Raw genomic sequence first — 25,734 nt, 5'->3', positions numbered from 1 at the left:
TATCCGTGGCGTACTGATCAGAACAGCACTGAATAGTTCACACCAAAGGTCCGGCCGCGCCCTTTATAGGTATAGAGGTCGGGTGAGCCGTAGGTGGGGCTATACAGAATCGGTGCGCGTTGGCCCCACACCGTGGTGTACTCTTTGTCCAGCAGGTTTTCAATGGTGAAACTGATTTTACCCACGGGCAAGGTGTAGCTACTCAGGAAATCGATGGTGTTATAGCCTTCGATCTTACGGCCTTTATTGTCGGAGACATCGAAGGTTTGTTGAGACTGTACGCGCAGATTCCAGTCACCCGGTGCCCAGCCAACATAGGCAGTGGCTTTTGATGGGCTGGCGGTGTCGACCGTTAATTTCTGCCACTTGCCGTCAGTTTTGGTTTCTGATTTGATCAGGTTAAAGGTTGTCCCAGTGCTCCATTCGCTATCGTCGAAGAAGTAATCCACTGCCCCTTCCACCCCGTAGATCCGCCGCTTGTCCGGCAACACACTGATGGTCATATCCGTTTTGTTGATTGCAATAGTCTGGTCAGATAACGAGTAATAAGCGGCGATTTGCGTGCGCAAATTATCCCCGGTGTAGCGCCAGCCCAGTTCATAGGCGTTAACCTTGGTGCCTTCCAGTTTGGAGTCATTGACGTTGACACTTTTTAGCAATTGATAGTGGCCGTTGACCAATTGATAGTTACCGGAGCCGTAATATTTCGCCAGATCGGGGATCTCAAATCCTTGGGAGAAGTTGAACCATGTCTGCTGGCGTTCGGCCAAATGTGCCAACAAACCTGCATTGAACAGGAAATTATTGTAATCGGTTTTCCCGCCCGGCACGGCATCGGCTGAACTCGCCGTCCCATTCGCAATTGCTTGTTGCTGCGCGTAACCCACAAAATCATCGACCTGATTCTCGGTGTACTGATAACGCACGCCCCCGCTTAAGGTAAAGATGGAGTTAATGTCGTAGCTGGTTTGCAGGAATGGGGCTAGGTTGGTGGTGGTGTAACTTGGATAGCGGCCAACATTGTAGGCATTTTGCAATGTCATACCGCCCGTCTGTTTCGCCAGCGCCAGATTAAAGAACTGTTGATTGGCATTGAAGCTTTCATGTTCAGCATCGACACCGTAAGTCAGCGTCAGGTTATCGATAGGTTTACTGTTTAGCGTCAGTTTACCGCCGTAAAAATCGGTTTTCTGCTGCGATGCGCCAATACTGGTCACCGTTGTGCCATCTTTATTCAGGGTAGGGAAGGGATAGAAGGTCAGGGATTCATCGCGATAAAACACTTGCGCGACCAAATCCTGCCCCCAGAAATCGGTGTTGGAGTATTGCAGGTTGATAAGATGGCGCTCTGTCCCCGGAATACGATCGGAGTGCAGATTTGAGCTGTTAGATGCCTGCCCGTTACCCGTCACGGCTGAGAAGTTATCCCCGAGAAACAGGCCGTGTTTGCCATCAGATTCACTATTGAAATACTGGGCGGTCAACTGCAACTGCTGGTGGTCATCAATATTGAAAGTACCACTGCCCATCACGTCCAAACGGCCAGAATATTGTAGGCCAGTTTGGGTGTTATCGATTAATACTTCATCGCCTTTGCCATCGTACCAGCCACCATAGCGCTGATAAGAGACTGAAAATCGGCCGAATGCTTGTTCGGTGCCGCCACTGACGGCGGCGGCGATGTTCTCATCGTGGTCATTTTGGCTTTTGAAGCCCGTTTTGCCGCCCACTTGCAGCTCTACCTGTTTCTCTGCCTGACCTTTTTTGGTCACGATATTGATCAGCCCCCCCGTACTCCCCCCGCCGTAAAGTGAGGTCGCACCGGAGATCACTTCGATGTGACCGATATTGAACGGATCAATAGAATCGAGCTGGCGGCTATCGCTGCGTGATGAGTTCAGGCGAACACCGTCAATCATCACCATCATTGAACGGCCCCGCATATTCATGCCGTAATTGGTTCGACCCTGACTGCTGACGTCCATGCCAGGAATCAATTGCGCCAGAATGTCTTTGATCTCCTTGCCTGCTTGAACCTGCTGTTCAAGTTCCTGACCTTCAATCACCCACGTTGTTTGTGCCATTTCGGCCACACTGCGGTGCGAGCGGCTGGCGGAGACCACCATTTGATCTTCTGCCCAAGCGGCGGGGACGAGCATGGCTAATAGGCACGGATTGACGGCCCAAAGGTATTTGCGCTTCATGGTTATTATTTAAATCCCATCTTAGTGTTGGTGTGTGTTCCGATGAACTTACTCATGTGAGTGATTCGGGTGTGCGTGGACTGCTAATTCCCCTGCGGCTTCATGGGCGAGGGGGAGGGGATTTTCAGCGCGGGTAGGCGCTCCCGGTAGCTGACTGCGCCACTGGATTAATGCCGGGGTGGACGTTAAATCGAACTGTTCACGTCCTAAAGCCCGGTTGAGAATACGAGCCGATCGCCAAGCCATCAGGCTGAGTTGGGGTTCGGCGATACCGTGGCTGTGCATCCCCGCGTTCACCGCAAACAGACAGTTGCCCTGTGGGCCGCGCCAGTCGAGGGTGAAGTCAGGGGCCACACGGTATTGATCATCGGCAGTGGTGATCAGGCGGTGAGCTAGCGGTTCGAGGAAGGCGGGGCGATCCTGCTGATATCCGGTGGCAAAGATCACCACGTCGGTATCAAAGGTCTCTTTGCCTTGATCGAGATGGTGATAGGTCACTAATTGATAGCCATTGCCCTGCGCCTGCATTGAGGTCAATGAGCGGCTGGGTAACAAACTGGCCCAAGGCTGTTCGCGCAACACTTCAAATTGGTGATACATCGCGCGGTAAATCGTCAGCAGTGACTCGCTGGTGATGCCGTCAGAGGTCATTTTCTGCTCAGCCAACATGCGCTGCTTGGCGTTGTCGTTCAGGCCATAGAAGCTCTCAACATATTCCGGCGTGAAATACTCATTGGCAAAAGCGGCTTCATCCAGCGCGTTGTAGTTGTTGCGCCGTGAGATCCAGTTCAGTTGCTTCGGTTGGCCCCACTCGGCACGGAAGATGTTCAGGAAGAGATCGGCACCACTCTGGCCGCCGCCCACAATAGTGACGCGCTTGCCAGTGAGGTCGGGATTGCGCAGCGCCATCTCACTGGCATGGAAGCAGCGGTCATTCTGTTCAGTCACGCACTCTGGCAGTTTTATGCGCTTGCCGATCCCCAAGCAAACATGGCGTGCATGGTAGACATTTCGCGGGGTGGTGACGACAAAATGACGGCGTTGTTCGTCAAAATCCACACTCTGAATATCTTGACTAAACGTCAGTGAATTGAGGCCGTTGGCCGCCCAACTGAGGTAGTCGGCAAACTCTTCCCGTGAGACAGTACGGTGCTCTGTGGTTAAGAAACGGTAGAATTTCTTCCGTTGCACCAGATAGTTAAGGAAACTGTAGGGGTTGGTTGGCGAGACCGCACTGACCAAATCTTTCAGGAAGCTGGTCTGCATGTGGCAATCCGGCACCATCATGCCTGGGTGCCAAGAGAAGTGCGGTTTGCGCTCAAAAAATTTGCTGTTAAAGCCAGAAACTTCACTGCCGAGTGCAGCAATACTGAGGTTGAATGGACCGATGCCAATGCCGATGAAATCCAGAGTCTGATTCATTGGGCTAGCTCCTTGGTGACCAAATAAAGGGGGCTATCCAGATCCTGCAAGTAGTTAGGTAGCATACGATTGCCGCCATCTTGCTCTGAATAGGTGAGTTTCACCGGGTTGAGAACCACACGAATAATGCGTGGCTTGAATAAACTGAATAATGCAAAACGGTCTGCCATGTCGGGATGCTGAGCCATGTAGCGCTCCAGCACCTGTGCCAGCAGTTGATAGAATCGGTGTTCGCTAACGCCATTCGCCTGCATCAGCGGCGAGATAAAGCGCAGCACGGTAACGAAATGCCCCGTCTGTAGGTCGTGAATGAGGTAGTCGGCAGGGAGGCGCGCGGTCACGTCTCTCACAATCTTGGGCAGCGAGGCGGCTTGCGGGAAGGTTTCATCCACCAGACGCATATCCCCCTGAAAATCCTTCAGTAAGATGCGCTGTGGCACATGGTCTTTCATCACCAGTGTGATGTTTTGGCCGTGGGCAATCAGTGCCACGCCGTAACAACACATCAGGTGATACATCGGCACCACCACCACGTGGAACATTTGCGTCAGCCACTCTTCAGCACTTAACCCCGAACGGGCGATATAAGCCGCGATCAGCGGATGTCCCTGATTATCCGTCTCCATCAATGTCGCCATCAAAATGGCCTGTTCACCCGCCTGTAAATAGCAGGAGGGATTTTCACGCCAGATAACCCCGAGCATCTCCTGATAGCGATAGGGCGCTTTACCCAGCGCCGCGTAGGTTGGATGTGTCATATAGCCCGCGGCTGGCTCACCGAGGATCTCGGCGCCGCTTTCACGCAAGGTACTGTCTTGTGCAAAGATCTGCTGCAACCAACGGGAAGCGGCCGGACCGGCACTGATGTACTTACCGGGGATGCCTCGATAGCAGGAGGTGTTGTAGATGGTGAGGGGCAGTTTGATATCAAAGGGCACACGGCGACTGACGTTGGTTAAGGTACGCAGTGACTGTTGCGCCAAATAGTGATCGCCGAATTCACCCAGCTCGACCAACTCACCCTCAGCAAGTTGTGGCAGGAAGTGCAGGGCAATTTTTTGCTGCCATTGCCACGGGTGTAACGGCACGGGAACCCATTCATCATTCAACTGCAATTCATGCCAACGGCTCGCAAACCGTTGACGCTCCGCCGGTGCCATCGCGCTGTCGAGCAGGGTATCCAGTGCCAGTTTGGCATCTGTGCACCAAACAAAATGGCTCCGTTTAGCCGCCACCCAGTGCAGACGAAATTGGCCCTGATACTCGGGCGCATACTGTTGCAAGGCGGTCAGACCCCAACCTCGGCGGCCTTTATTGAAGATAAATTTTGGATGACCGGCGAGCAGGCATTGCAGTGCATCCGCATCAAGGGCGATCAGATCGTCAGCACTCATGTCACTGCGAGCAGCAAGCAACTGCATGTCGCCACGCAGAGTGGCGTATAGGTCCTCCAGATGCTCAGCCACCTGCGCATCGCCCATCTCCAGCACTTGAGCCAGTTGGCCCAGCATCTGGTCAGCGGTCAGCGGCACACCGTCGCACTGCAATGAGGCGGGATCGATATGTAACCAGCCCCAAATGCCCCGTTTGGCGTGAAAGGTATAAACCGCGCCCGGCAAGGTGATAGACCAGGCTTCCCCCAGTGGCTCGGCGCGCAGTGTGCGCTCGTACTCCAGTTCGGCAAGGATCTTGGCGATCATCTGGTGATTAACTCGCTGCCAGTCACTGTATTGATGAGTGGTCATACCGCCCCCTCCTGAAAGAAGTCAGCGCGCTGATTCATGATTAAACGCGAGCGTTTATGGGGGAAATCAAATTCTTTCAGGGTGTGGTAGCCCGCAGCGGGCAGGTGACGGAACAAGCGCTGGTTATCGGCACGCGGCTCAGCAACCACGCGAGTCGTTCGGGGTTCATCCAGATAGAGATAGTGCGTCAGGCCACGTAGCCAACTGCGGATGTACTGCGCCCCACGCCACTGCTCTTCACCCACCAACATATGCAGCCCACGGTCAAAAGGTTGCCAGCGATAATGGCGGCCAATACGATCCTCCGCCGCCCAGTACACTTCGAAATAACCGAAGGGTTGGTCGTCGAAACAGCCCAGTAGCGGGTAGCAATAGTGGGAATCCAACTGGCGTTGCAGATAGGCTGTCTGCACCTCAAGCGGGCCGCTCATCTCCCAGAAGGCCTCCACGCGCGGTGAGTTCATCCAACGGGTGAACTGTTCGGCGTCGCGGTCAATTTCCGGTAAGCGAAAACTCAGCGTGCGCTTAATCTGCGGGTCAACGCGGCGATAGACCTCCCCGTTAGGGCGCGCAGGCCGTTGCGGGAACCAGATATCCCGCTCGGCGTCATACTGCATCTGACCCGAAGCTCGATTGCGCTCAGCACCCAACCACAGCGGTAACTGATAAAACCGCTCTCGTGCCAGATAGTCACCGCTGGCCAGTGCAAACAGGGCCGCGGCTTGCGGCTCTTCGCGCCACTCAATATAGGGCAAGCTGATTCCGGTGACTTGTGGGGCGGCAACGAATAATTGATCCAGCGCCTGCACCAGCCAGCCTTGGGGTAACGGCCCTGGGCAGTGCAGCACGGCGCTGCCGTCCAGCCCTAAACCGAGAGTGAGACTCTGGTTCAACTGTTCACAGCGAAAGCTGCCACTGGCATGCATCAACTTGGCGTGCGGCATCATTGGGCAACTCCTTGTCGCTGTGGATGAATAAAAGGGTTGGGGAAGTCAAAATAGATAATGGCCGGATCAACAATGGTGTTTTCGTTGTGATCGTGTAGGTAGCAGAAGAAATTGCCCTTGCAGTTCCAGTGTGAGTTGTCGAGAACGTAATCCAGACACAAGGTGTTTTTAGCGCTAGCCCGCAGGCCGCTAAGGGCATCGCGGACACGGCCCATCAGATTCTCTTCGCTGTCGAAACCCGCGGCCGCCAGCGCGGCGGTCACCGCCAGACTGGAGTTCACTAGCAGGTAGTAGGGGAAGTAACGCAACAATTGCTGCTCGCTGAAGCGGTTTTCCGCCTCGGCTTCGCCAATCTCTTCCAGCCAAGGTGCCGCATCACGGGTAAAGCCGCTGCCCTGACAGTCGCGATATAACATGCCCACCGGCAGATCCTGCTGCATCTCCACCAAGATATTTTGCTGATGTGCTAGCAACACCAGTCCGTAATCAGCCTCAAGACTGAACAGCGGTAATAAGACATGCTGGCAATAAGCCTCCAGCCAGCAGTGGGTCGCTTGCTGTAAAGGAAGATTTAAACGTGCGGCTAAACGGCGCACGGCGCAAGCCAATAGGCTGTCGCCCCCATCCGGCGCGGCTTGGGTCAAGGTCACTAACACATTGGTTTGGTCATCGGGTTGGTTGAACAGCAGGTTGTCGCGCAGCACCATCAGGCTCTCTTCCTGAACCGTGCCATCTGCCGAACGCAAACCGGCCCAGCCATCTTCCTGCATCACGCGGAAGGTCGGGTAGCGGGCTTGAAGTGCTTGCCAGCGCGGGGTTTGCGCCAACCGCGCCAGACGAATACCGCGTTTGACCTCTTTCACTGACAGGGTTCGCACCGAGTTGGTCAGGCGCACGCTGAGTGAGAATTTGATCATGTCGCGGTTGGAGGGGCTGTAGAGCGAACGTGAGGAGCTGGTGGGTAACCAGCGCTCGCCCGCTTCGCCCAGATCCTGTAGTGCGCCTTGCTGCACTAATTGTTGGCACCAATCCTGTGTCAACAGATGTGCGGCTTGCCATGGGTGCATGGGTAACAGCCAAACATTATCGGTAAAGTGCGGTAGCAACTGTGGGGCGCTCTCACTGGCAAAACGTTGCAGGCGCTGTTGCAGTGTTAACGTGAGGCTATCACCGCACAAAAAGTGTTTATCCACGGCAAACCAGCGCAGTGGGAAGCGGCCGGTGAAGTCGGGTAGATAACGATGTGCCTCTTTTTCATCGAATGGCTCATGGGACTTGGGGGCCGGGTGGAAGGCATGGCCGGCCAGTAATCCCTGTTCTGCTTGGGCAAAATTGAGCGGTTTATCGCGCAGTGAAGGCCAATCTAGCCGAAGAGTGATCGCGTGTTGGGTATTGTCATGACTTTCCAACACCCGCTGACGGAAACGGGCAATAACCTCATCAGCAAGCTTCCCTTTGACCGCAGGTTTTTCCAGCAACAGAGTCACGAGTTGTTCGACACTGATTGCCGTCCCTGCGCTGTCATCCTGCTGATGCAGGTAAGCCGGGAAGAGATAGTGGTGATGTTGTGTCGGCGAAAAATGCCGCAAAGTCATGCGGATCGCCTGTGAAGACGAAAGAGGAATGTGAAGTTGTGGATACTGTGAGTTGTCTGCTGCCGGAACGACCTGCCAATCCCGAGTTTCACGCATCAGTGCGTTGAGAAAACATTGCGCAGCCACATTAGTGGTCGCAGATTCTACGGTTGTTGCCGATCCTAAAATTGTCGCGGATTCTAACTGGATAGTCATGATCCCATATCACTCTTAATTCAATTGAGAATGATTCTTATATCAATTATATTTATCATTATCAATAATCACATGATACAATTTTTTAATTAGTTGCCTATAAAACCCTAACGTTCTTAACGGTTAATTTACTTTTGATGCACATATCTTTTCAGTCTGACCCCCGTCCAAACGGGAATCGCTCCTCCTCCCAATGGCCGTTAGCTTTTTGCGCGGGGCTTTTGGGCATTGGGCAAAACGGGTTATTGGTGGTATTGCCGGTATTAGTGATAAAAACTCATCTATCACTCTCGGTGTGGGCGGGTTTACTGACCCTCGGCTCCATGCTGTTCTTAGTGGGATCGCCGTGGTGGGGGCGTCAATCGGAGATTCGCGGCTGTAAGTTTGTGGTGGTGATGGCATTGACCGGCTACTTGCTCAGTTTTGTCTTGTTAGCCTTGGCGGTATGGGGGTTGGCGGCAGGGTGGTTAGCGGAGGTGGCCGGGTTGGGCTGGCTGATCGTCGCGCGGATTATTTATGGTCTGACCGTCTCGGGTATGGTTCCCGCCTGCCAGACGTGGGCTTTGCAGCGCGCTGGATATGAGCAACGAATGGCCGCGCTGGCGACCATCAGTTCCGGCCTGAGTTGTGGTCGCCTGCTGGGTCCGCTCTGTGCCGCACTGGCTCTCTCAATACACCCGATGGCCCCACTTTGGTTGATGGCGATAGCCCCATTGATTGCGTTGTTGGTGGTCTGCTTCCAATATAATGATCCGCCATTACCGCCCGTCGCACATCAACAAAATCGTCTACGCATCAGCATGTTGCCTTATTTACTCTGTGCGCTATTGCTGGCGGCGACGGTCAGCCTGATGCAACTTGGGCTGGCACCGCATTTGAGCCAAATATTCAATGAATCGGCGACCCGCGTCAGCCACCATGTGGCGATTTTGCTCAGTGTGGCTGCCGGTTGTACGCTGTTAGCTCAGTTTTTGGTGGTGCGCCCACAGCGCTTTACCCCCGCGCAATTACTGGTGGTGGCAGCCCTCTTTATGGTGTTGGGCTTAGGGCTGATGTGTGCTCAACCGCTGGTCCTCTTTTATGCGGGTTGTGCGCTGGCCTCTTTTGGTGCCGCCATGGCGACACCGGGTTACCAATTGATGTTGAACGACAAATTATCCACGGGCAAAGGTTCAGGTGTTATCGCCACCAGCCACACATTGGGTTATGGCATGAGTGCGTTAATGGTGCCAGTGGTGGCAAAATTCTATGGTGAGTCACAATTGATTGCGGCGGCACTGGTGATGGCGCTACTGTTGGGCGGCATCAGTGGCTGGCTCTGGTGTCAGCATCGAGAAACAGCACATTCTGCGGAGAATAATTGATATGTCCGGGGCATCAAGCTATCGCGTTTTTGATATCCAATTGAAAGAGAAAGTGAAAATATCCCCTTCACTGTTGCGCTGTGTCTTTGCAGGGGCTGAAGTTCACCGCATGAAACTGGAAGCGCCGGATCAGCGGATCAAACTGCTGTTCCCGGCAGAAGAGGGCCAGATTCCACAATTGGAGAATGGGGATGACTGGCATCGCAGTTACATGGCGATAGCCAAGCCACAGCGTCCGGTGATGCGCACCTATACCTTGCGCGCGCTGCGTGCAGAGCAAAACGAGATGGATGTGGAGTTTGTGCTGCACGGGGAGAGTGGTCCGGCATCCGCTTGGGCAACCCATGCTCAACCGGGCGATGCTATACAGGTGGTGGCACCGAATGCTGACTACCCACTCGACAGTGGCGGCTATGAATGGGCACCTCCGGCCCAGATGGCGCAGGCGTTGCTGATTGCAGATGAAACGGCGTTACCGGCGGCGGTGGCGATTTTGGAACAACTGGCACTACTGGCTAATCCACCACAGGTTCAGGCGTTTTTTGAGGTGCCTGTCGCCGGAGATTGCCTCAGTCTGGCGCAATTCCCGTTTGCCCGAGTGCACTGGTTGCCACGGGATGCGGAACATCAACTGGCCCACGGCCGTTTGTTAGTTGACGCCGTGCGCCAGTGGGTCCAGATTCCGGTTACGGCGCGGGTGGAAGGGCAGTCATTGGCAGAAAACAGTCTGGGCGGTGAGGTGTTATGGGAGCGCGCCGAGGGTACGAGTACGTTCTATGCTTGGGTGGCGGCTGAATCTTCAACGGTGAAAGCCCTGCGCCGCTATCTGATTGGTGAATGTGGTCTCGATCGTGCCAGCGTGAACTTTATGGCCTATTGGTGTTGATGGCCGATTTGGTGTTAATGGCTGATTAGTGTTAATTGCCGCCCCCTGTTTTCAGTGCAAAATCCTCGGTCGTTAATAATCTTATCCCGTCATGAAAATGGCGGGACAATCCCCCCTCTCAATCTCTGATCCCCTCATTACTACCTATAAAGAGTTATATCGTTGACTTTTCTGCAAAAAATGATCGATAGGCGCTTTTTATTTGACCTGCTTCATAAAAGTGAATACCCACACAAAAAATGTTTGATCTAAAACAAGCATTCTTATTACTACAAATCATTTGTGGCAAATCCTCCTTAATATCGCCTTAACCCAGTGGATGTCATCAGCAGTGAGTGATCTCTTGGCTGAGTCTTTTTCATCCGATGCGGGCTTAAAAATAAAAATAACTATCTGGTGCGGGCAGCGATAGGCCCGGGATGGAAAAACACACTGGAGTACCTATTGTGAGCAAATTGATAAGACAGATGGCGGTAGGGATAGTGGCACTTTTGGCGATGGGAGGGATATTTTCTCTCTCAGCAGCCCCGACACCGCCGATTGAGGCCCGTAACGATAAATTCGCCGAACAGCATGTGGATCAGTTCACCTCATGGCTCAAAACCAAAGAGAGTGGGCCACGGGAAGATGCACTCGCGGATGACCCTAATCTGGTCATTCTCTGGGCGGGTTACCCCTTTGCCAAGGATTATAACAAACCCCGTGGGCACTATTATGCCGTCACCGATGTGCGGGAAACTTTGCGCACCGCCGCGCCAAAAACCGCAGAGGATGGCCCCTTACCCATGGCCTGTTGGAGCTGTAAAAGTCCGGATGTCGCCCGCTTGATCAATGAGCAGGGTGAAGAGGGCTACTTCAAGGGGACATGGGCCAAAGGCGGCCCGGAAGTGGTCAATCAACTGGGCTGTGCCGACTGTCATGATACCGCTACCGCCGATTTTGCGGCGGGTAAACCGGCACTGGTGTTGTCTCGCCCCTACACAGAACGCGCGCTGCAATCTATCAATCAACCTTTCGATCATGCTAGCCGCATGGATCAACAATCCATGGTGTGCAGCCAGTGTCATGTTGAGTATCACTTCGCGGGTAAAGACAAAGCGGTGAAACTCCCATGGGATCAAGGCACCGATGTGGAGTCAATGGAGAAATATTATGATGGAATTGCGTTCTCCGATTGGGTGCATCCGCTGTCAAAAACCCCGATGCTTAAAGCGCAACACCCGGAATATGAAACTTGGCGCGCAGGAATTCATGGCAAAAATAATGTGAGTTGCATTGATTGCCATATGCCGAAAATCCAAAATGCGGCGGGCAAAGTCTATACCGATCACCAGATTCGCAACCCCTTCGACAGCTTCGAAAGCACCTGTGTGAACTGCCACACCCAAGATAAAAAAACCTTGCAAGACATTGTTGCTGAACGCAAAGCCAGTATTCAGGAGCTGAAACTGAATGTTGAGAAGCAACTGGTTCATGCCCATTACGAGGCGAAAGCCGCATGGGATGCGGGGGCAACTGAGCAAGAGATGAAGCCTATTTTGCAAGATATCCGCCATGCCCAGTGGCGTTGGGATTACGCCATCGCCTCCCATGGCATTCATATGCATGCACCGGATATTGGCCTGAAAGTGTTGGGGGGCGCGCTGAACAAAGCGGCTGATGCCCGAACCCAACTGGCGCGTCTGCTGGCAACGAAAGGGATTAGCCACGAAATTCCGCTGCCGGATATCTCGACCAAACTCAATGCGCAAAAAGCGCTGGGGATGGATATGGATAAGCTGAACCGGGAGAAGCAGGAGTTTCTGCAACAAGTGGTGCCAGCGTGGGATGATCAAGCCCGAAAAGCGGGCCGTTTGAGCCAGTAAGCGGCGTTCCGGTGGGGGAAACCTCACCGGCTCTCTTCCCAGCACCCACTGGCTCCCACTTGGGGCCATAGCAAAGGTGGAATCACTATGCGCGTTTTAGGTTCATTCTGTTCAGCAGCGCTGCTGGCCGTGTTGGCCTTGTGCACGCTGCCCACTCACGCCACGACACAGACCGCGACGCCGAAGGCAACAGACTCGCGTCATGTCGTGGAGCCGCAGCGTAATCCCGATGCCGCTTGCGTCCAGTGTCATAAAGAGCAAAAAGATGAGCTGCACGGCAAACATGCGGGGGCGGTGAATCCCAATACTCAATTGGCGGTCACCTGCACCAACTGTCACGGCAAGGCATCAATGCTGCACCGCAACGGCGTAAAAGATGTGATGCGCTTCAACAGCGAGATGTTGAATGCCGATAAGGCGATGTACAGCGTCTCGCAACAAAATAGCGTCTGCATGAGTTGCCATCAGCCGGAAAAATTACGCGAAGCCTTCTGGCCGCATGATGTGCATATGTTGAAACTTTCGTGTGTCAGTTGTCATCAGTTGCACCCTAAAACCGACCCGATGCAGGGGCTGGATGAGAAGGGGCGAGTCAAAATCTGTGTTGATTGCCACCGCCGCCAGCAGGAGTTGATGCCGAAGGAGACGCCATGAAGACCAATCGTCGTCACTTTCTGGTCGGCATGGGGGCGCTGATCTTTATGACCGGGTCAACGGGGCGTTCGTTGGCACTTAGCGGCACAGTCGACGGCGTTCGCTACGGGATGCTGCATGATGAGACTCGCTGCATTGGCTGCACCGCCTGTATGGATGCTTGCCGTGAAGTGAACCATGTCCCGGCGGGCGTCTCGCGCCTCAGTATCATTCGCAGTCAACCCATCGGGGAGTTTCCGGCGGTGAAGTATCAGTTTTATCGTCACTCCTGCCAGCATTGTGACCACGCTCCTTGTGTGGATGTCTGCCCGACGGGCGCATCCTATCGCGATAAGGCGACAGGCATTATTGATGTCAATCCTGATCTCTGTGTCGGCTGCCAATATTGCATCGCGGCGTGCCCCTATCGGGTACGGTTTATCCATCCGGTCACCAAAACCGCCGACAAGTGCGATTTTTGCCGCAAAACCAACCTTAAGCAGGGGAAACAGCCCGCCTGTGTGCTCTCATGCCCCACTAAAGCACTGGTGTTTGGCAATCTGGACGATCCCAACAGTGAGCTGGTGAAGCTGTTGCATCAGCGCACAGTGTATCGCGCCAAGTTACATCTGGGGACACAGCCGAAGCTGTACCGTGTGCCTTTTCAGTATGGGGAGATAACCGGATGAGTGCTCAAGCGAATACGCCGTTTCACTTTGAATCATTAGTCTGGGATTGGCCCATTGCCATCTACCTGTTCTTGATTGGCGTCTCTGCGGGGATGGTGGTGGTGAGCCTGCTGGTTAAGCGGCAGGTATTGGGGGAGGAGGCGGCGCAGAGCGGGCTGCTCAAATCCACGGCCATAATCGCGCCACTGGCGGTTATCTGCGGTTTACTGATCTTGATCCTGCACCTCACGCGGCCATGGACCTTCTGGAAGCTGATGTTTTTCTACAGCACCAGTTCGGTGATGTCATTAGGGGTGATGCTATTTCAGCTCTATATGGGGGTGCTGTTGCTCTGGCTGGCCGTGATCTTCCGTCACTGGATCGCGGCGCAACTCCAACCCTATCCTAAATTGAGCTGGGTCAGTACCTTGCTCAACAAAATCGCGCCGATTGAGTGCAAACTGGAACCCTTTATGCTGTTTCTGGCGGTGGCATTGGGAGCCTACACCGGTTTTCTATTGTCCGCACTGAAGAGCTATCCGCTGCTGAATAATCCGGTGTTACCGGTGTTGTTCCTGTTCTCCGGTGTCTCCTCGGGGATCGCGGCGATGGTGTTGTGTGCGGTGGCGGTGTTTAAAGAGCCGATAGATAGCCCGGCGCTAGCGTTTATCCATCGGCTGGAGAAACCGGTGGTTTGGCTGGAGCTGTTTCTGCTGTTGGCCTTCTTTACCGGGCTATGGTTTGGCGGCGGGCAGAAAGAGGTAGCCGTGGCGGTTGCATTGGGCAGCGGCTTCTGGGCGGCGATGTTCTGGGTCGGGGTGGTGGGTTGCGGCATGGTGCTGCCATTGGCATTAAACCGCTATTGCAGCCATCACCTACGCCACCGGATCTCATTTTTGCTCACGGTATCGGGCATGAGTCTATTTGGCGTATTCGTTTTGCGCTTCTTCATTCTCTATGCCGGACAGATGACGGTGGCGTGATGAGCGAGCGGATATGATCGGCGAATTAGGACTGTTGTCACTGCTGGCGGCGGCGTCACTGGCGCTACTGCTCGGCTGTCTGTCGATTATTGCGCTACAGGGGCGGCGGTGGCCACTACTCTATTGGCTTCCGTCGCTCAGTTATGGCGTGACACTGTTTATCTCACTGGCGCTACTGCTACTGGGCGAGTGTTTTGTGACCGACGATTTCTCGCTGCTCTATGTTGCGCAGCACGCGAACAGCCAGCTTCCACTTTTTTACAAAATAGCAGCGATCTGGGGTGGGCATGAAGGGTCGATGCTGTTTCTGCTCTTTGCGCTGAGTCTCTGGAGTGCCGCACTGACCTTTTTTCGTCGCCACTTCCCACTGCGTTTTTTTGCCCGTTCACTCTGTGTGATGGGTTGGCTGCTGGTGATCTTGAGTCTGTTTATCCTCTTTTTCTCCAACCCTTTTGAACGCTTATTCCCCACACTGGCGGAGGGGCGTGATTTGAACCCGATGCTGCAAGATCTGGCACTGATCTTTCATCCTCCCCTGTTGTATCTGGGGTATAGCGGATTTGCCATCAGTTTTGCTTTCGCCGTCGCGGCGCTACTTGATGGACATCGCGGTCAATCCATGGCGCGCTACAGCCGCCCGTGGGTATTGGCCGCTTGGTGCTTATTGACCACGGGGATCTTGCTGGGTGCTTGGTGGGCCTACAGTGAATTGGGCTGGGGTGGCTGGTGGTTCTGGGACCCGGTCGAAAATGCGTCACTGCTGCCTTGGCTCACCGCCACTGCGCTACTGCATATACTTGCCATCAACGCGCGGCGCGACTTATACCCGCATTGGGGGATACTGCTGGCGCTGGTGACCTTCCAACTTTGTTTGCTCGGCACCTTTATTGTCCGCTCTGGGGTGTTGACCTCAGTACACGCGTTTGCCGTGGATAGCGCTCGGGGTGAAGCCCTGCTGGCGCTGTTTGGCGTCGTGACCTTAGCCTCACTGACCCTATTTGCGCTGCGGGTGAGGGGAGGGAGTCGTGTGGCTGACTTCAACCTTTTCTCACGGGAAACCTTGTTGTTGGCGGCATTCGTGCTGTTGAGTGTCGCGGCGGTAACTGTCCTGATTGGCACCTTATACCCATTGATTTTCAGTGCATTAGGCTTGGGTTCGCTCTCTGTGGGCGCACCCTATTTTAATCAGACGCTCACCCCCTTTGTGCTGGTGATGCTCTTGCTGGTGGGATTAATGCCCTTTGCTCATTGGCGGCACAGCCCCAAAGTCACTCTCTGGCGGCTGGCGATCCCCGCGTTGCTCGCCCTCTCAGTGGCACTGTTCACTTCCTGTTTGGGCGAATTGCCGTGGCAAGCGGGGATGGTACCGGGTGTCACTCTCGCCCTCTGGGCCTTGCTGGCCCCCCTGTTCGCACCAAAAATACACTGGCGATCATGGCTGCTGCATGGTGGTGTTGCTGTCAGCTTACTGGGCATGTTATTTGCGTCGTATCACTCGGTGGAGCAGGGCAGCCGAATGTCTCTCGGCACTCAGATTACACTGGCGGGCTATCAGTTTACTTATCGCCAAACGGAGTTGCGCGTTGGCCCAAACTATACCAGCGAACGGGCGCAGATCAGGGTGAGCCAACAGGGCCAGCCCATAACCACACTATTACCTGAGCGACGGCGCTATACTGTGCGCGAGGTATTGATGATTGAACCGGCCATCGCCAGTGGCCCACTAGCCGATTTTTATGCGGTTTTGGGGGATAACTTGGGCGCGGGGGAGTACAGCGTGCGTTTGTATTACAAGCCAATGGTGAGTTGGATCTGGGGCGGTGCGCTGATGATGGTCGTGGGCGGCTTGCTGGCACTGTGGAACCGAATTCGGCGTTCCGATGCAATGGCGGAGGATAAATGAGGCAACGTTGGCCTTGGTTAATGGTTCCCCTGCTGGCTTTTGTCTTGGGCATGCTGCTCTACAGTGGCTTAAAGCGCGATCCCCATCGGATTGAGTTGGCGGTGAATGATCGGCCCTTCCCGGCATTTTCGCTCACTGAATTGCAGCAACCCGCGCAACTTACCACTCAAGATCAACTGCGGGGTAAGGTCACGGTCATTAATGTCTGGGCCAGTTGGTGCGCTAGCTGCAAGCAAGAGATGGCGGCATTAGGGCAGATCGCCAGCACCTTACCGGGGGTGCAGTTTTATGGGCTAAATTACCGCGATGAGCGCCACTCGGCATTGAATGCGCTCCAGCGCTACGGCAATCCCTACCAAAAAAGTCTGTATGACCCGCAGGGCACCTTAGCACTGGCGATGGGAGTCTATGGCACCCCTGAGACATGGCTGATTGATGCCAATGGGGTTATTCGCCAGCGTTATGCGGGGGAGATGACACCCGCGGTATGGCAGCAACAATTTATGCCGCTATTGGCGCAGTGGGCAAAGGCGGGGGAGCAATGAAAGTCATCTTACTGGTGCTATCACTGCTCATCTCGCCTTGGGGGTTAGCTGACGTGGTGGATACCTACAGATTCAGTTCGCCGCAACGCCAGCAACAGGCATTGGCACTGGCAAAAGAGTTGCGCTGCCCGCAATGTCAAAATCAGAACCTATTGGAGTCAACTTCCCCCATTGCGCAGGACTTGCGGCTTGAGGTCTACCGTTTGGTCGAAGAGGGGCATAGCGCGCAGGAGATCATGACATTAATGACAGCGCGCTATGGGGATTTTGTGCGCTATCAACCCCCGCTGCGCAGCACCACACTGGTGCTCTGGTTTGGGCCAGCGCTGCTGCTGTTCGGCTTGTTGGGTGCATTGGTGTACAAAATACGCCGGCGAACGACCTCATTGACGCGAGGAACTGACTAATGGTGCTGGCAATCGGGCTGGCGACACTCATGCTGTTGATGCTTATCGTGATCGGGGGGCCTTGGTTTGCGCATTATGGCCGCATCAGTTGGCGCTGGCCGGTGGGATTAACCTTGGTGGCGCTGACGCTGATTCTTGTCGGGTATCAACATCTGGGCAGCTATAGCTTGGTGCAGCAGGAGGCGCTGCGACAGCAAGAAGCCACTCGATTAAATAATATGCTGGATAAGCAGAGCAGTGACCCGAGGTTATATCGTCTACAGCAGCGCATCCGCCAATCACCGGATAACGGTGCGGGCTGGTTTAGTTTGGCTCAACATTATCTCTATCGTAATGAGTTTGGTGATGCGCTAATTGCATTGCAGCAAGCAGAGCGTTTACAGGGGGCCAATGCGGCGCTGGATGCTGCCCGCGCGACCATTTTTTATTATCAGTCGGGGAAAAAGATGACTGATGAGGTGACCTATTGGTTACAGCAGTCATTAACCAAAGAGCCGTTGCAATACACGGCATTAATGCTGCAAGCCTCAGATCAATTTACCCAAGGGCGCTATACCGAGGCCATCGCGATTTGGCAGCGGTTGTTGGAGAGTGAGAATCCAGAGGTCGATCGTGCGGTGATTATTCAAGCGCTAACATTGGCTCGGATGATGCAACGGGCCTCTTAGCCCTCGGCATCTCGCCTGAATTGCAGGTAAAAAAAACCCTTACCAATCTCATTTGGTAAGGGATGCCAATTCGGCCAACACCAGGGAAACATTATAACCGTTGATTTATCATACGATTAATTTCGGTTACGGACATGACTTAAGTCAAGTTTATCAAAATTACATAAATAAGTTTAATGTTTATATGTGTAAAAAGAGTATTTATCCATTGTAATCGGTGGATATCGGTCAGGGAAGGGGAATATTTGTTTGATTTTTAAACGATATCGAAAAAATGTGATCTCTGTCCTATCATGCAGCTACATTAAGTTTGTACTGCGCAATGCAAATTAAGGTGATAGGGAGTGCTTGTCGATGTGTCGTGGGAGAGATAACTAAGATGGGGCATTACGGCCATCTGAATGTAAAGGCATCCAGATGGCGGGGTAAAACGGTACTGTTGGACTCAAAAAAGTCCCCTGGTATTGGCGAAATTATATTCTTTTCAGACTAACTTTCTTGGCATCTGTGCGCTAAGATATTAGTTCAATTATATTCAAAGCTAATTGTTTAAAGCAAAAACAGTTTAATAAACATGGGGCTATAATAATAGCTAACCTTAAGTCTAGCTTGCAAAACTATCCTTTAGGCTAGGTTTTTTATTGTTATCAGGCTGGCTAGTGCCATATTGGGAATATCTGTAAGTCTATTTATACACTGATTTCTATTGAAAACAATGTGATAAAATTGTATTGTTGCGCAATCTATTTAATGAGTCTGGTTTGTTATGATAATTGATTATTTTGATAATGAAAGTATTAATGAAGACATAAAAAACTATATTCAAAGAAGAATAAAAGCGTATGGCGATCTTCGTTATTCTTATTTAGTCATGAATAAGAAAACACCACTGCATCCGGCTATTATCTCTAACTATCCGTTGGATTGGATAAAAAAATACAAAAAGAATAGTTATCATCTTATTGATCCTGTTATTTTGACGGCAAAAGATAAGGTTGCCCCGTTTGCCTGGGACGACAACTCAGTCATCAATAAAAAATCAACGGACTCAGCCGTATTTAATCTGGCGAGAGAATATAATATTATCAATGGCTATACATTTGTTCTGCATGATAATAACAATAATATGGCAACGTTGAATATTTCGAATGGAAATGATGATAGTATTTATTTTGATGAGAGCATTGAAGTCAATAAAGAAAAAATTCAAATGCTGCTTATTTTAACGCACGATAAAATGCTGGGCTTATACCAAAAAAATATCAATGAAAATAATGAGTTAGGTAAAGTCCCCAATGGGAGAGAAATATTCTCTCCTCGAGAGAATGAAATTTTATATTGGGCCAGTGTTGGTAAAACCTACTCAGAAATTGCGATAATTCTGGGAATAAAGAGAAGTACAGTCAAATTCCATATTGGTAATGTGGTTAGAAAACTAGGTGTTTTGAATGCCAAGCACGCAATAAGGCTTGGCATCGAATTGAAATTAATTAAGCCTATTTAATGATGTCAGGCACAGCTAAAGGCCAGGCTTCAAGGACAGTAGACTCGACTTGATGTTTTCTGCATATTTTTTTGATAAGTTTTTGTTGGCTATCAATATCGACACCTAAATTTAAAAGGTAAATAACTTCGTTTTTTTCTGACTCACCTTGGTTTAAAACAGTCATATTCCATCCGGAACGTTTCAGCAAAATATACATACCTCGGCTGACAACGGTCAATATACCTTTATATCCACGGCTTCTGGCATAATTAACCATCGCCAGAAACAGTATCGTGCTAAGCGAACTATCATTACCGACCATATCTCTGACTAATGCTTTTTCGACAAAAAATCGACTGGACTCAATAAAACCATCAATAGGCAAGTTAACATCGTTAAAATAGGGAGAGAATGGCCCAGTAATCATTGTCGGGTATTTCATTTCAATAAAACGGACACTACAGACAATAGTATCCTCTATTGTGCCTAATATATAATTGGTATTCTCATCATCATATTGATCACTTTCTCTGCCATCAATACAGGTAACTTTCCAATCTAACCGATCTTTAAATGTTATTTTTCTCAGTGTGAAGATCTCGTCTAACTTTCTTTCAGGCATACTGTTAAAGTTTACGTTAAATAGTTTTAACATAATGAAAACCAAAGTTATTTAATTAAACCAGCATCGTACACGATCTTTGTCTATCAGTGCAAACATTGAACGAGATCGACCCGGCTATGAATAACCTATTAACGCCCTATTTACAGTACAATTATTCTACAACTGACAAGTCAGGATAGAGTTCATTTTTAGTCAGCATGTACTATTAGTGCTAAACCATGGGGTTATCAGGGGCTTTTTAAAGGAAAAGAGACGTTGGGCAAGACTTTTTGATAGGGAATAGTTATAACGAAACATTATTTCATTTTTTTTGTTCGAAAGGATGTTTCGCGTGGACCGCAGTTCTCCGCTTTTTACCCATAAAAAATTTGTTTTCCTCGTTGCGACCTTCTGTTGCCTCCTTTGGGGCAGCGCGTATCCCGCGATAAAAAATGGCTATGTGCTGTTTCATATTGCCCCTGATGATATTCCGAGCAAGATGGTATTTGCCGGTTACCGCTTTCTTTTGGCCGGGCTGGTACTGTTGATCGTGGCGATGGCTAGCGGTAAAGCCATTGGTCGCCTCAAGAAGAGTCAATATAAGCAGATAGCTCTCTTGGGGCTAACACAGACCACACTACAGTATGTCTTTTTCTATATTGGTCTGGCATACACCACGGGAGTAAAAGGCTCCATCATGAATGCGACCGGGACATTTTTTAGTGTGCTGCTAGCGCATTATATTTATCAAAATGACCGATTAACCTTCAATAAAATCATGGGTTGCGCTCTAGGTTTTGCCGGGGTCATGGTGGTGAACTTTGGCTCAGACTTAATGGATTTTCATTTCTCACTCATCGGTGAGGGATCGGTGGTGCTGGCCGCTTTCATTCTTTCCGCTGCCAGTATTTACGGGAAGCGTATTTCGCAAACCATGGATACCACAGTGATGACCGGTTATCAGTTGGCTATTGGCGGTTTAGTGCTGACTATTGGGGGCTACTTATTTGGCGGTCATTTAACGGACTTTAGTTGGCGCGCCCTGTTATTGCTGGCGTATCTGGTGCTGTTATCTTCGGCGGCGTTTGCGCTGTGGAGCTTATTACTCAAATATAATCGGGTCGGGATGGTTGCCCCGTTCAATTTTCTCATACCCGTTTCTGGTGCGGTTCTCTCGGCTATTTTCCTCAACGAAAGTATTTTGGAATGGAAAAACGCCATTGCACTGGCATTGGTCTGTGTGGGGATCGTTTTAGTGAATAGAGTTAAGCAGAGCAGAGTCTAGCGTTTTTGACTGTATTAGGTGAGGGCTAACCGGAATTCTATGATGATCAATTTCGGTTAGCGTGGCTGTAATACTGACAACCAATATCAGGCTTTATCGGTAACGATTTTAACCCCCACCCGACTGACGCGATCAGACTCCATTTCGGCAATGGTCCACGTCAGGCCATCCCACTCAATCTGATCGCCGATAACTGGCTCCCCGCCAAACAGATATAAGACGAATTGCCCCAGCGTTTGTTGCTTATCGATGCCCTGTTCCAGATTGAGGCCATAGATCTGCGAAATATCATCGAGTTTTGCCTCGGCGTCCAAAATAAAATCACCGAAGAAGCGCTCGTCCAATTGGATGCTGGGGGACTGACTAAAGAGTTTCCCCAACGCGGGTAAGTGATGCTCCTGACCAATGACACACAGGATATCGCCCTCTTTTAGGCGGGTACTGCCGGTGGGGTGCAATAAGTCTTTGCCACGAAATAGGGCGGCGATCCGCGTGCCATGCGGCATCTCTAAATCGCGCAAGGCGGCACCGATACACCATTTGTCACAACTGAGTTGGTAAATAAACTGTTCCCACTGATTATTCTTATCAATATCTAAGCCAATACGCGCCACCGGAGCTAGCGCGGGTGGCACCACCAATTTCGTTTTGCGAGCAGCAAATGAGAGACTGGTGCCTTGCAATAGCAGTGAGACCAGTACCACAAAAAAGGCGACATTGAAGAAGAGATTCGCATTGGGGATGCCCGCCATCATTGGGAATACCGCCAAAATAACCGGTACGGCCCCGCGCAAACCCACCCATGAAATAAAGATTCGCTCGCGCAGATTAAAGCTTGGGAAGGGCAGCAAGCCGATGAACACGGAGAGCGGACGGGCGAACAGAATCATCCACAATGAGAGGATCAGGGCCGGAATGGCGATCGGTAACAATTCGCTCGGGTTAAGCAGCAGCCCCAAGACCAGAAACATGCCAATCTGGCTGAGCCATGCCAGCCCATCGAAAGTTTGCAATATGCCCGCGCGGTTGCGGATGGGGCGGTTGCCAAGTAACAGGCCGCAGAGATAGACCGCTAAGATGCCGCTGCCGTTCATCGCGGTGGCGAGTGAAAAGACTAAAATCCCGCCACTGACAGCCAGTAAGGGGTATAAGCCGTTTGCCAGCTCAATACGGTTGATCAGTAGCAACAGTAATCCACCGCCGCCCAATCCAATCAAAATGCCTAGACCAAATTGCTGAATCAAGTGCACCAAGAACATCCAGCTTAGACTGCTCTCTCCGGCTGAAATCATGGCAATCAAGGTCACGGTCAGAAATACCGCCATCGGGTCGTTGCTGCCGGACTCAATCTCTAGCGTGGCACTGACGCGCTCATTTAGCCCTTTGCCGCCTAACAGTGAGAATACGGCTGCCGCATCGGTTGAACCTATAATTGCGCCAATTAATAAGCCTTGAATGATATCCAAATCGAATAGCCAGGCGGCAGCCAGCCCGGTCAGTCCGGCGGTAATCACCACACCGACAGTGGCCAAAGAGAGGGCGGGCCATAAGGCGACACGGAAGGAGGAGGCTCGGGTGCGCATCCCGCCATCTAACAAGATCACGGCTAATGCGAGGTTACTGACCAGATAGGCGACAGGGTAGTTATCGAAGGCGATGCCGCCAATGCCGTCAGCGCCGGCCAACATCCCGATCGCTAAGAAGATAACCAGAATGGGGATGCCCAATCGGGAGGAGAATGAGCTGAGTAAAATACTGGCTCCCACCAGCACTGCGCCGATCAAAAAGAGGCTATTAATAGTGATGGCGTCCAATGTGGGAGTTCTCCTGATGTAATACGCAAACGAATGGATGGCTAGCGAATGTTAAGGCAAAATTATTATACACAGATTTTTTAGATTCAATGGGAGGATATGACTTAATTCAAGGCCTTATTCATATCCTCTTCATCCTTGACGCCGCAGCGGTGCTAGCGGCACTCGTTACTCGGCCCATCCCTGGGCCTCGCCTCTGCGAGGCCGCTGCAAGCAGCGTTCAAATCTGCTCCCGGCAGATTTGTCACCCGAATCACTGACTTGAGTCAGTTCATCGGGATGAGTTCGTTTGCTGCCTTGCTGCAACGCCAATGACTTTGGGGATATAGATGGATAGAGAGAGATAGAGAGGCGGGGCAAGCAGCAGGTCGCTCACCTTTAATCGCCCGACGGGGAATCAAGGGTGAGCGTTGGATGCTAAAACTAGTCGCGTTTGAGTGTTGCCAGTACTCTTTTTAGCGCCTCAGTGGTCACTGTTTTTTCCGGTTCAGGCAGGCTATCGACAGAAAGTTGTGAAAGCTCATTGACCAAGACACTGCGATCTTTCCCATTGATTGCACTGTCCAGTGCGCCGCTAAGGCGACTGACTAAGGAAAACAGGGTGGCGAACTCGGCGACGGCTGGCGTATCCGACTTGGGATTATTCTCAATAGATTCTTGCTTATTCATCACAATTCCTCTTTTGTTGTCACTGCAAGTGAAACAAATCCTGATAAAGAATCCACAGGATACGTGCTCTGAAAGCAGAGCGCACAGTGAGGCATTAGCCATCCCGCATCGACATGATGGTTGATCAGTGTAGCGGTTTTATCACTCAAGCGATATTCGGATATTAATATCGCTTAGCAATAACATTATTCGTTTGAATAATAATTTGATTACGCCGTTTGTTGTGGCTTTCTGCCTGAAAACAAGAATTTAAGCAAAGGAATACGGCGATGAACCTCATAGAGTGCAGATGAGACGAGGCAAACAAAAGCCATGCCTAAGAGAAAGCCGAGGGCGTTATTGCCAATGTGTGGCGTAATAAAAGCGCCATAAATCAAGGTCAATGGATGATGTACCAGATAAATGAAGAGTGAAGCGTTCACCAGATAAGTGATGCGAGGGGAGGGGTAGTTTAGCAACTTATGTCCAAGGGAGAAGACCACATTGGTCATGGTCACCCCCATGACGGCCTTGATGATGAGATCCAGCTCAAAGGCAAAAAAATCAGTACTATTAGCATGTTGATTCACAAAGTAAGCCGCGAATAGAATTAATGAAGCCCATAATGCCGCAGGTGAAAAGGTGAGAAATAACTGTTTGAGTGGTGGATAGATAAAACTGTAAGCACCCAGCAGAAAGAAAGGAAGATAAAACAGCGTCTCCATAACGGTGAAATTGAAGATGCTATTAAAGAGGATTTCCGGGTTAAGGAAAAATATTATTCTACGTATTACTGAAAAAACGAAGGTCAATAGAAACACATATAGTGAGATTTTTCCTATGTTATTCATTCCCTTTATCAACGCGGGAACTGACTGTCGGTTATTCTTTATTCTTTTAAACAAATAAAAACAGAGGCCGGTAAGTAATGCGAGTGTGAACAAAAACCATAAATGCGAAACAAGTTCCCAAATAGCAATATTTATTTTTTGATAAATTGTAAATGAATTCCAATCTTGTAATTTGCTGGTGTAATTCTTAAGAAGAAAAAATTGTGGCAATGTAATGAGCGGGATGGCCGCCAGTAAAGGGATAACCACACGCTCCAAGCGGACCTGTAGCCAGCGCTGGCGCTCATAGCGCTGATATAGCATGAACGAAAAATAGCCGGAAATAACGAAAAACACCTGCATCCGAAAGGCGTGAATGAAGTCATTCAGCACAGTAAATACCACTGAGGGGTGGCTACTGTTTACCGCCCAATGATTGTTAGAGTATATAAGAGAAAGATGAAAAGGAATGCCGAGTAACATCAAATAGGCGCGAATGGCGTCGAGAAAGTACTCTCGTTGGTTAGTGTTTTTTTTCATAATTATTCGCAAGTTGTTATCGGAAATAGAATAACGAATCGGTTTTTGACCATACTCATTTTTATAGTAAACATATCGTTGGTAACGATATACGTTATTAATGGATCAGTCGGGCGAGAAACACTACTATAAGGGTTAATAATTTTCCATAGCGTATTTTATACCCTAAATAATTCGAGTTGCAGGAAGGCGGCAACTGAGTGAGTCCCCAGAGCTTACATGAGTCAGTGACCGGGGTGAACGAAGATAGCCAACGCACATGCAGCTTGAAGTATGACGGGTATAGCATGGCTCGTGGCTTAGCCACTGATTTGCACAATAAGCTGGCAGTATAACTCCGGACATCATCGTCACCTGGGCTTATCTGCCTGGCCTGTTGGATAAATCGTCAATAATTTGGCTGTTATGATTTAGGGGGAGATGTGCGAGTTAATATTTTTTCAAACGTTAATCGAGTGTCAACAGGGCCATGGGCGCACCGCGCCAGAGGGTTGGGG

The 25,734-nt window shown here is 51.0% G+C and carries 21 protein-coding genes; 12 read left to right on the top strand and 9 right to left on the bottom strand.

The window, feature by feature from the left end:
- Positions 1 to 17: 17 nt before the first annotated feature.
- Genes HRD69_RS17570 through HRD69_RS17550 form a run of 5 tightly spaced genes read right to left on the bottom strand, consistent with a single transcriptional unit; the run spans position 18 to position 8,108 of the window.
- On the bottom strand, positions 18 to 2,204 hold the full coding sequence (locus HRD69_RS17570; RefSeq protein WP_004873817.1) for a TonB-dependent siderophore receptor: 2,187 nt from the start codon (positions 2,202 to 2,204) through the stop codon (positions 18 to 20).
- Positions 2,205 to 2,252: 48 nt separating this feature from the next.
- Positions 2,253 to 3,626 carry a lysine N(6)-hydroxylase/L-ornithine N(5)-oxygenase family protein gene (locus tag HRD69_RS17565; protein ID WP_145574669.1) on the bottom strand — a complete coding sequence of 458 codons (1,374 nt, stop codon included), beginning with the start codon at positions 3,624 to 3,626 and terminating at the stop codon, positions 2,253 to 2,255.
- Positions 3,623 to 5,371 (bottom strand): IucA/IucC family protein, encoded by a 1,749-nt coding sequence (gene iucC, locus HRD69_RS17560; RefSeq protein ID WP_172984630.1) that lies wholly within the window; start codon positions 5,369 to 5,371, stop codon positions 3,623 to 3,625. The genes HRD69_RS17565 and iucC overlap by 4 nt, the downstream gene beginning before the upstream one ends.
- Positions 5,368 to 6,318 carry a GNAT family N-acetyltransferase gene (locus HRD69_RS17555; protein ID WP_032813188.1) on the bottom strand — a complete coding sequence of 317 codons (951 nt, stop codon included), beginning with the start codon at positions 6,316 to 6,318 and terminating at the stop codon, positions 5,368 to 5,370. Before HRD69_RS17555 ends, iucC begins: the two co-directional genes overlap by 4 nt.
- Complete coding sequence (locus HRD69_RS17550; protein ID WP_004873821.1) at positions 6,315 to 8,108, bottom strand: IucA/IucC family protein; 1,794 nt, start codon at positions 8,106 to 8,108, stop codon at positions 6,315 to 6,317. The genes HRD69_RS17555 and HRD69_RS17550 overlap by 4 nt, the downstream gene beginning before the upstream one ends.
- Positions 8,109 to 8,245: 137 nt before the next feature.
- On the opposite strand from HRD69_RS17550, the gene HRD69_RS17545 reads away from it, so the two are divergent.
- The 11 genes from HRD69_RS17545 to HRD69_RS17495 all read left to right on the top strand — a co-directional run bounded on the left by HRD69_RS17545 (position 8,246) and on the right by HRD69_RS17495 (position 19,534).
- Positions 8,246 to 9,472, top strand: coding sequence for an MFS transporter (locus tag HRD69_RS17545; protein WP_032813189.1), 1,227 nt, complete (start codon positions 8,246 to 8,248; stop codon positions 9,470 to 9,472).
- Position 9,473: 1 nt separating this feature from the next.
- Positions 9,474 to 10,358 (top strand): siderophore-interacting protein, encoded by an 885-nt coding sequence (locus HRD69_RS17540; RefSeq protein ID WP_004873823.1) that lies wholly within the window; start codon positions 9,474 to 9,476, stop codon positions 10,356 to 10,358.
- A gap of 497 nt (positions 10,359 to 10,855) precedes the next feature.
- Entirely contained in the window at positions 10,856 to 12,223 is a 1,368-nt protein-coding gene (nrfA, locus tag HRD69_RS17535; protein ID WP_230817596.1) for an ammonia-forming nitrite reductase cytochrome c552 subunit, read from the top strand.
- 87 nt (positions 12,224 to 12,310) lie between these two features.
- On the top strand, positions 12,311 to 12,877 hold the full coding sequence (nrfB, locus tag HRD69_RS17530; RefSeq protein ID WP_004873826.1) for a cytochrome c nitrite reductase pentaheme subunit: 567 nt from the start codon (positions 12,311 to 12,313) through the stop codon (positions 12,875 to 12,877).
- A complete protein-coding gene (gene nrfC / locus HRD69_RS17525; RefSeq protein WP_172984629.1) occupies positions 12,874 to 13,545 on the top strand; it encodes a cytochrome c nitrite reductase Fe-S protein in 672 nt (223 codons plus the stop codon). The genes nrfB and nrfC overlap by 4 nt, the downstream gene beginning before the upstream one ends.
- Positions 13,542 to 14,507 carry a cytochrome c nitrite reductase subunit NrfD gene (gene nrfD / locus HRD69_RS17520; protein WP_032813190.1) on the top strand — a complete coding sequence of 322 codons (966 nt, stop codon included), beginning with the start codon at positions 13,542 to 13,544 and terminating at the stop codon, positions 14,505 to 14,507. Before nrfC ends, nrfD begins: the two co-directional genes overlap by 4 nt.
- 13 nt (positions 14,508 to 14,520) lie before the next feature.
- Positions 14,521 to 16,410 carry a heme lyase CcmF/NrfE family subunit gene (locus HRD69_RS17515; protein ID WP_004873828.1) on the top strand — a complete coding sequence of 630 codons (1,890 nt, stop codon included), beginning with the start codon at positions 14,521 to 14,523 and terminating at the stop codon, positions 16,408 to 16,410.
- Complete coding sequence (locus HRD69_RS17510; RefSeq protein ID WP_032813191.1) at positions 16,407 to 16,955, top strand: DsbE family thiol:disulfide interchange protein; 549 nt, start codon at positions 16,407 to 16,409, stop codon at positions 16,953 to 16,955. Before HRD69_RS17515 ends, HRD69_RS17510 begins: the two co-directional genes overlap by 4 nt.
- Positions 16,952 to 17,362, top strand: coding sequence for a heme lyase NrfEFG subunit NrfF (nrfF, locus tag HRD69_RS17505; protein WP_032813192.1), 411 nt, complete (start codon positions 16,952 to 16,954; stop codon positions 17,360 to 17,362). Before HRD69_RS17510 ends, nrfF begins: the two co-directional genes overlap by 4 nt.
- A complete protein-coding gene (locus HRD69_RS17500; protein ID WP_004873830.1) occupies positions 17,362 to 18,030 on the top strand; it encodes a TPR domain-containing protein in 669 nt (222 codons plus the stop codon). The genes nrfF and HRD69_RS17500 overlap by 1 nt, the downstream gene beginning before the upstream one ends.
- A 766-nt stretch (positions 18,031 to 18,796) precedes the next feature.
- On the top strand, positions 18,797 to 19,534 hold the full coding sequence (locus HRD69_RS17495) for a helix-turn-helix transcriptional regulator (RefSeq protein WP_004873831.1): 738 nt from the start codon (positions 18,797 to 18,799) through the stop codon (positions 19,532 to 19,534).
- On the opposite strand, the gene HRD69_RS17490 is transcribed toward HRD69_RS17495, so the two are convergent.
- Positions 19,527 to 20,171, bottom strand: coding sequence for an acyl-homoserine-lactone synthase (locus tag HRD69_RS17490; RefSeq protein ID WP_032813193.1), 645 nt, complete (start codon positions 20,169 to 20,171; stop codon positions 19,527 to 19,529). The genes HRD69_RS17495 and HRD69_RS17490 overlap by 8 nt on opposite strands.
- Before the next feature lie 301 nt (positions 20,172 to 20,472).
- On the opposite strand from HRD69_RS17490, the gene HRD69_RS17485 reads away from it, so the two are divergent.
- Positions 20,473 to 21,405, top strand: coding sequence for a DMT family transporter (locus tag HRD69_RS17485; protein ID WP_004873832.1), 933 nt, complete (start codon positions 20,473 to 20,475; stop codon positions 21,403 to 21,405).
- 86 nt (positions 21,406 to 21,491) lie between these two features.
- Here the strand turns inward: HRD69_RS17485 and HRD69_RS17480 are convergent, their stop codons facing one another.
- The 3 genes from HRD69_RS17480 to mdoC all read right to left on the bottom strand — a co-directional run bounded on the left by HRD69_RS17480 (position 21,492) and on the right by mdoC (position 25,237).
- Positions 21,492 to 23,219 carry a potassium/proton antiporter gene (locus tag HRD69_RS17480; protein WP_004873833.1) on the bottom strand — a complete coding sequence of 576 codons (1,728 nt, stop codon included), beginning with the start codon at positions 23,217 to 23,219 and terminating at the stop codon, positions 21,492 to 21,494.
- A 423-nt stretch (positions 23,220 to 23,642) separates the two neighbouring features.
- Positions 23,643 to 23,888 (bottom strand): hypothetical protein, encoded by a 246-nt coding sequence (locus HRD69_RS17475; protein ID WP_032813194.1) that lies wholly within the window; start codon positions 23,886 to 23,888, stop codon positions 23,643 to 23,645.
- A 209-nt stretch (positions 23,889 to 24,097) separates the two neighbouring features.
- Positions 24,098 to 25,237: a glucans biosynthesis protein MdoC gene (mdoC, locus tag HRD69_RS17470; RefSeq protein WP_172984628.1), complete on the bottom strand. Its 1,140-nt coding sequence runs from the start codon at positions 25,235 to 25,237 to the stop codon at positions 24,098 to 24,100.
- Between the last annotated feature and the right edge of the window lie 497 nt (positions 25,238 to 25,734).

Source organism: Yersinia mollaretii ATCC 43969, assembly GCF_013282725.1.
Taxonomy (GTDB): domain Bacteria; phylum Pseudomonadota; class Gammaproteobacteria; order Enterobacterales; family Enterobacteriaceae; genus Yersinia; species Yersinia mollaretii.
The sequence above is the reverse complement of the archived record's forward strand: the minus strand, read 5'-3'. Positions and strand labels throughout refer to the sequence as shown.

Coding starts and splice junctions, on each gene's coding strand:
- HRD69_RS17545 (WP_032813189.1), top strand. CDS start 8,246: ATGCACATATCTTTTCAGTCTGACCCCCGTCCAAACGGGAATCGCTCC.
- iucC (WP_172984630.1), bottom strand. CDS start 5,371: ATGACCACTCATCAATACAGTGACTGGCAGCGAGTTAATCACCAGATG.
- nrfA (WP_230817596.1), top strand. CDS start 10,856: ATGGGAGGGATATTTTCTCTCTCAGCAGCCCCGACACCGCCGATTGAG.
- nrfB (WP_004873826.1), top strand. CDS start 12,311: ATGCGCGTTTTAGGTTCATTCTGTTCAGCAGCGCTGCTGGCCGTGTTG.
- nrfD (WP_032813190.1), top strand. CDS start 13,542: ATGAGTGCTCAAGCGAATACGCCGTTTCACTTTGAATCATTAGTCTGG.
- mdoC (WP_172984628.1), bottom strand. CDS start 25,237: ATGAAAAAAAACACTAACCAACGAGAGTACTTTCTCGACGCCATTCGC.
- HRD69_RS17475 (WP_032813194.1), bottom strand. CDS start 23,888: ATGAATAAGCAAGAATCTATTGAGAATAATCCCAAGTCGGATACGCCA.
- HRD69_RS17565 (WP_145574669.1), bottom strand. CDS start 3,626: ATGAATCAGACTCTGGATTTCATCGGCATTGGCATCGGTCCATTCAAC.
- HRD69_RS17510 (WP_032813191.1), top strand. CDS start 16,407: ATGAGGCAACGTTGGCCTTGGTTAATGGTTCCCCTGCTGGCTTTTGTC.
- nrfF (WP_032813192.1), top strand. CDS start 16,952: ATGAAAGTCATCTTACTGGTGCTATCACTGCTCATCTCGCCTTGGGGG.
- HRD69_RS17490 (WP_032813193.1), bottom strand. CDS start 20,171: ATGTTAAAACTATTTAACGTAAACTTTAACAGTATGCCTGAAAGAAAG.
- HRD69_RS17540 (WP_004873823.1), top strand. CDS start 9,474: ATGTCCGGGGCATCAAGCTATCGCGTTTTTGATATCCAATTGAAAGAG.
- nrfC (WP_172984629.1), top strand. CDS start 12,874: ATGAAGACCAATCGTCGTCACTTTCTGGTCGGCATGGGGGCGCTGATC.
- HRD69_RS17570 (WP_004873817.1), bottom strand. CDS start 2,204: ATGAAGCGCAAATACCTTTGGGCCGTCAATCCGTGCCTATTAGCCATG.
- HRD69_RS17495 (WP_004873831.1), top strand. CDS start 18,797: ATGATAATTGATTATTTTGATAATGAAAGTATTAATGAAGACATAAAA.
- HRD69_RS17515 (WP_004873828.1), top strand. CDS start 14,521: ATGATCGGCGAATTAGGACTGTTGTCACTGCTGGCGGCGGCGTCACTG.
- HRD69_RS17555 (WP_032813188.1), bottom strand. CDS start 6,318: ATGATGCCGCACGCCAAGTTGATGCATGCCAGTGGCAGCTTTCGCTGT.
- HRD69_RS17500 (WP_004873830.1), top strand. CDS start 17,362: ATGGTGCTGGCAATCGGGCTGGCGACACTCATGCTGTTGATGCTTATC.
- HRD69_RS17550 (WP_004873821.1), bottom strand. CDS start 8,108: ATGACTATCCAGTTAGAATCCGCGACAATTTTAGGATCGGCAACAACC.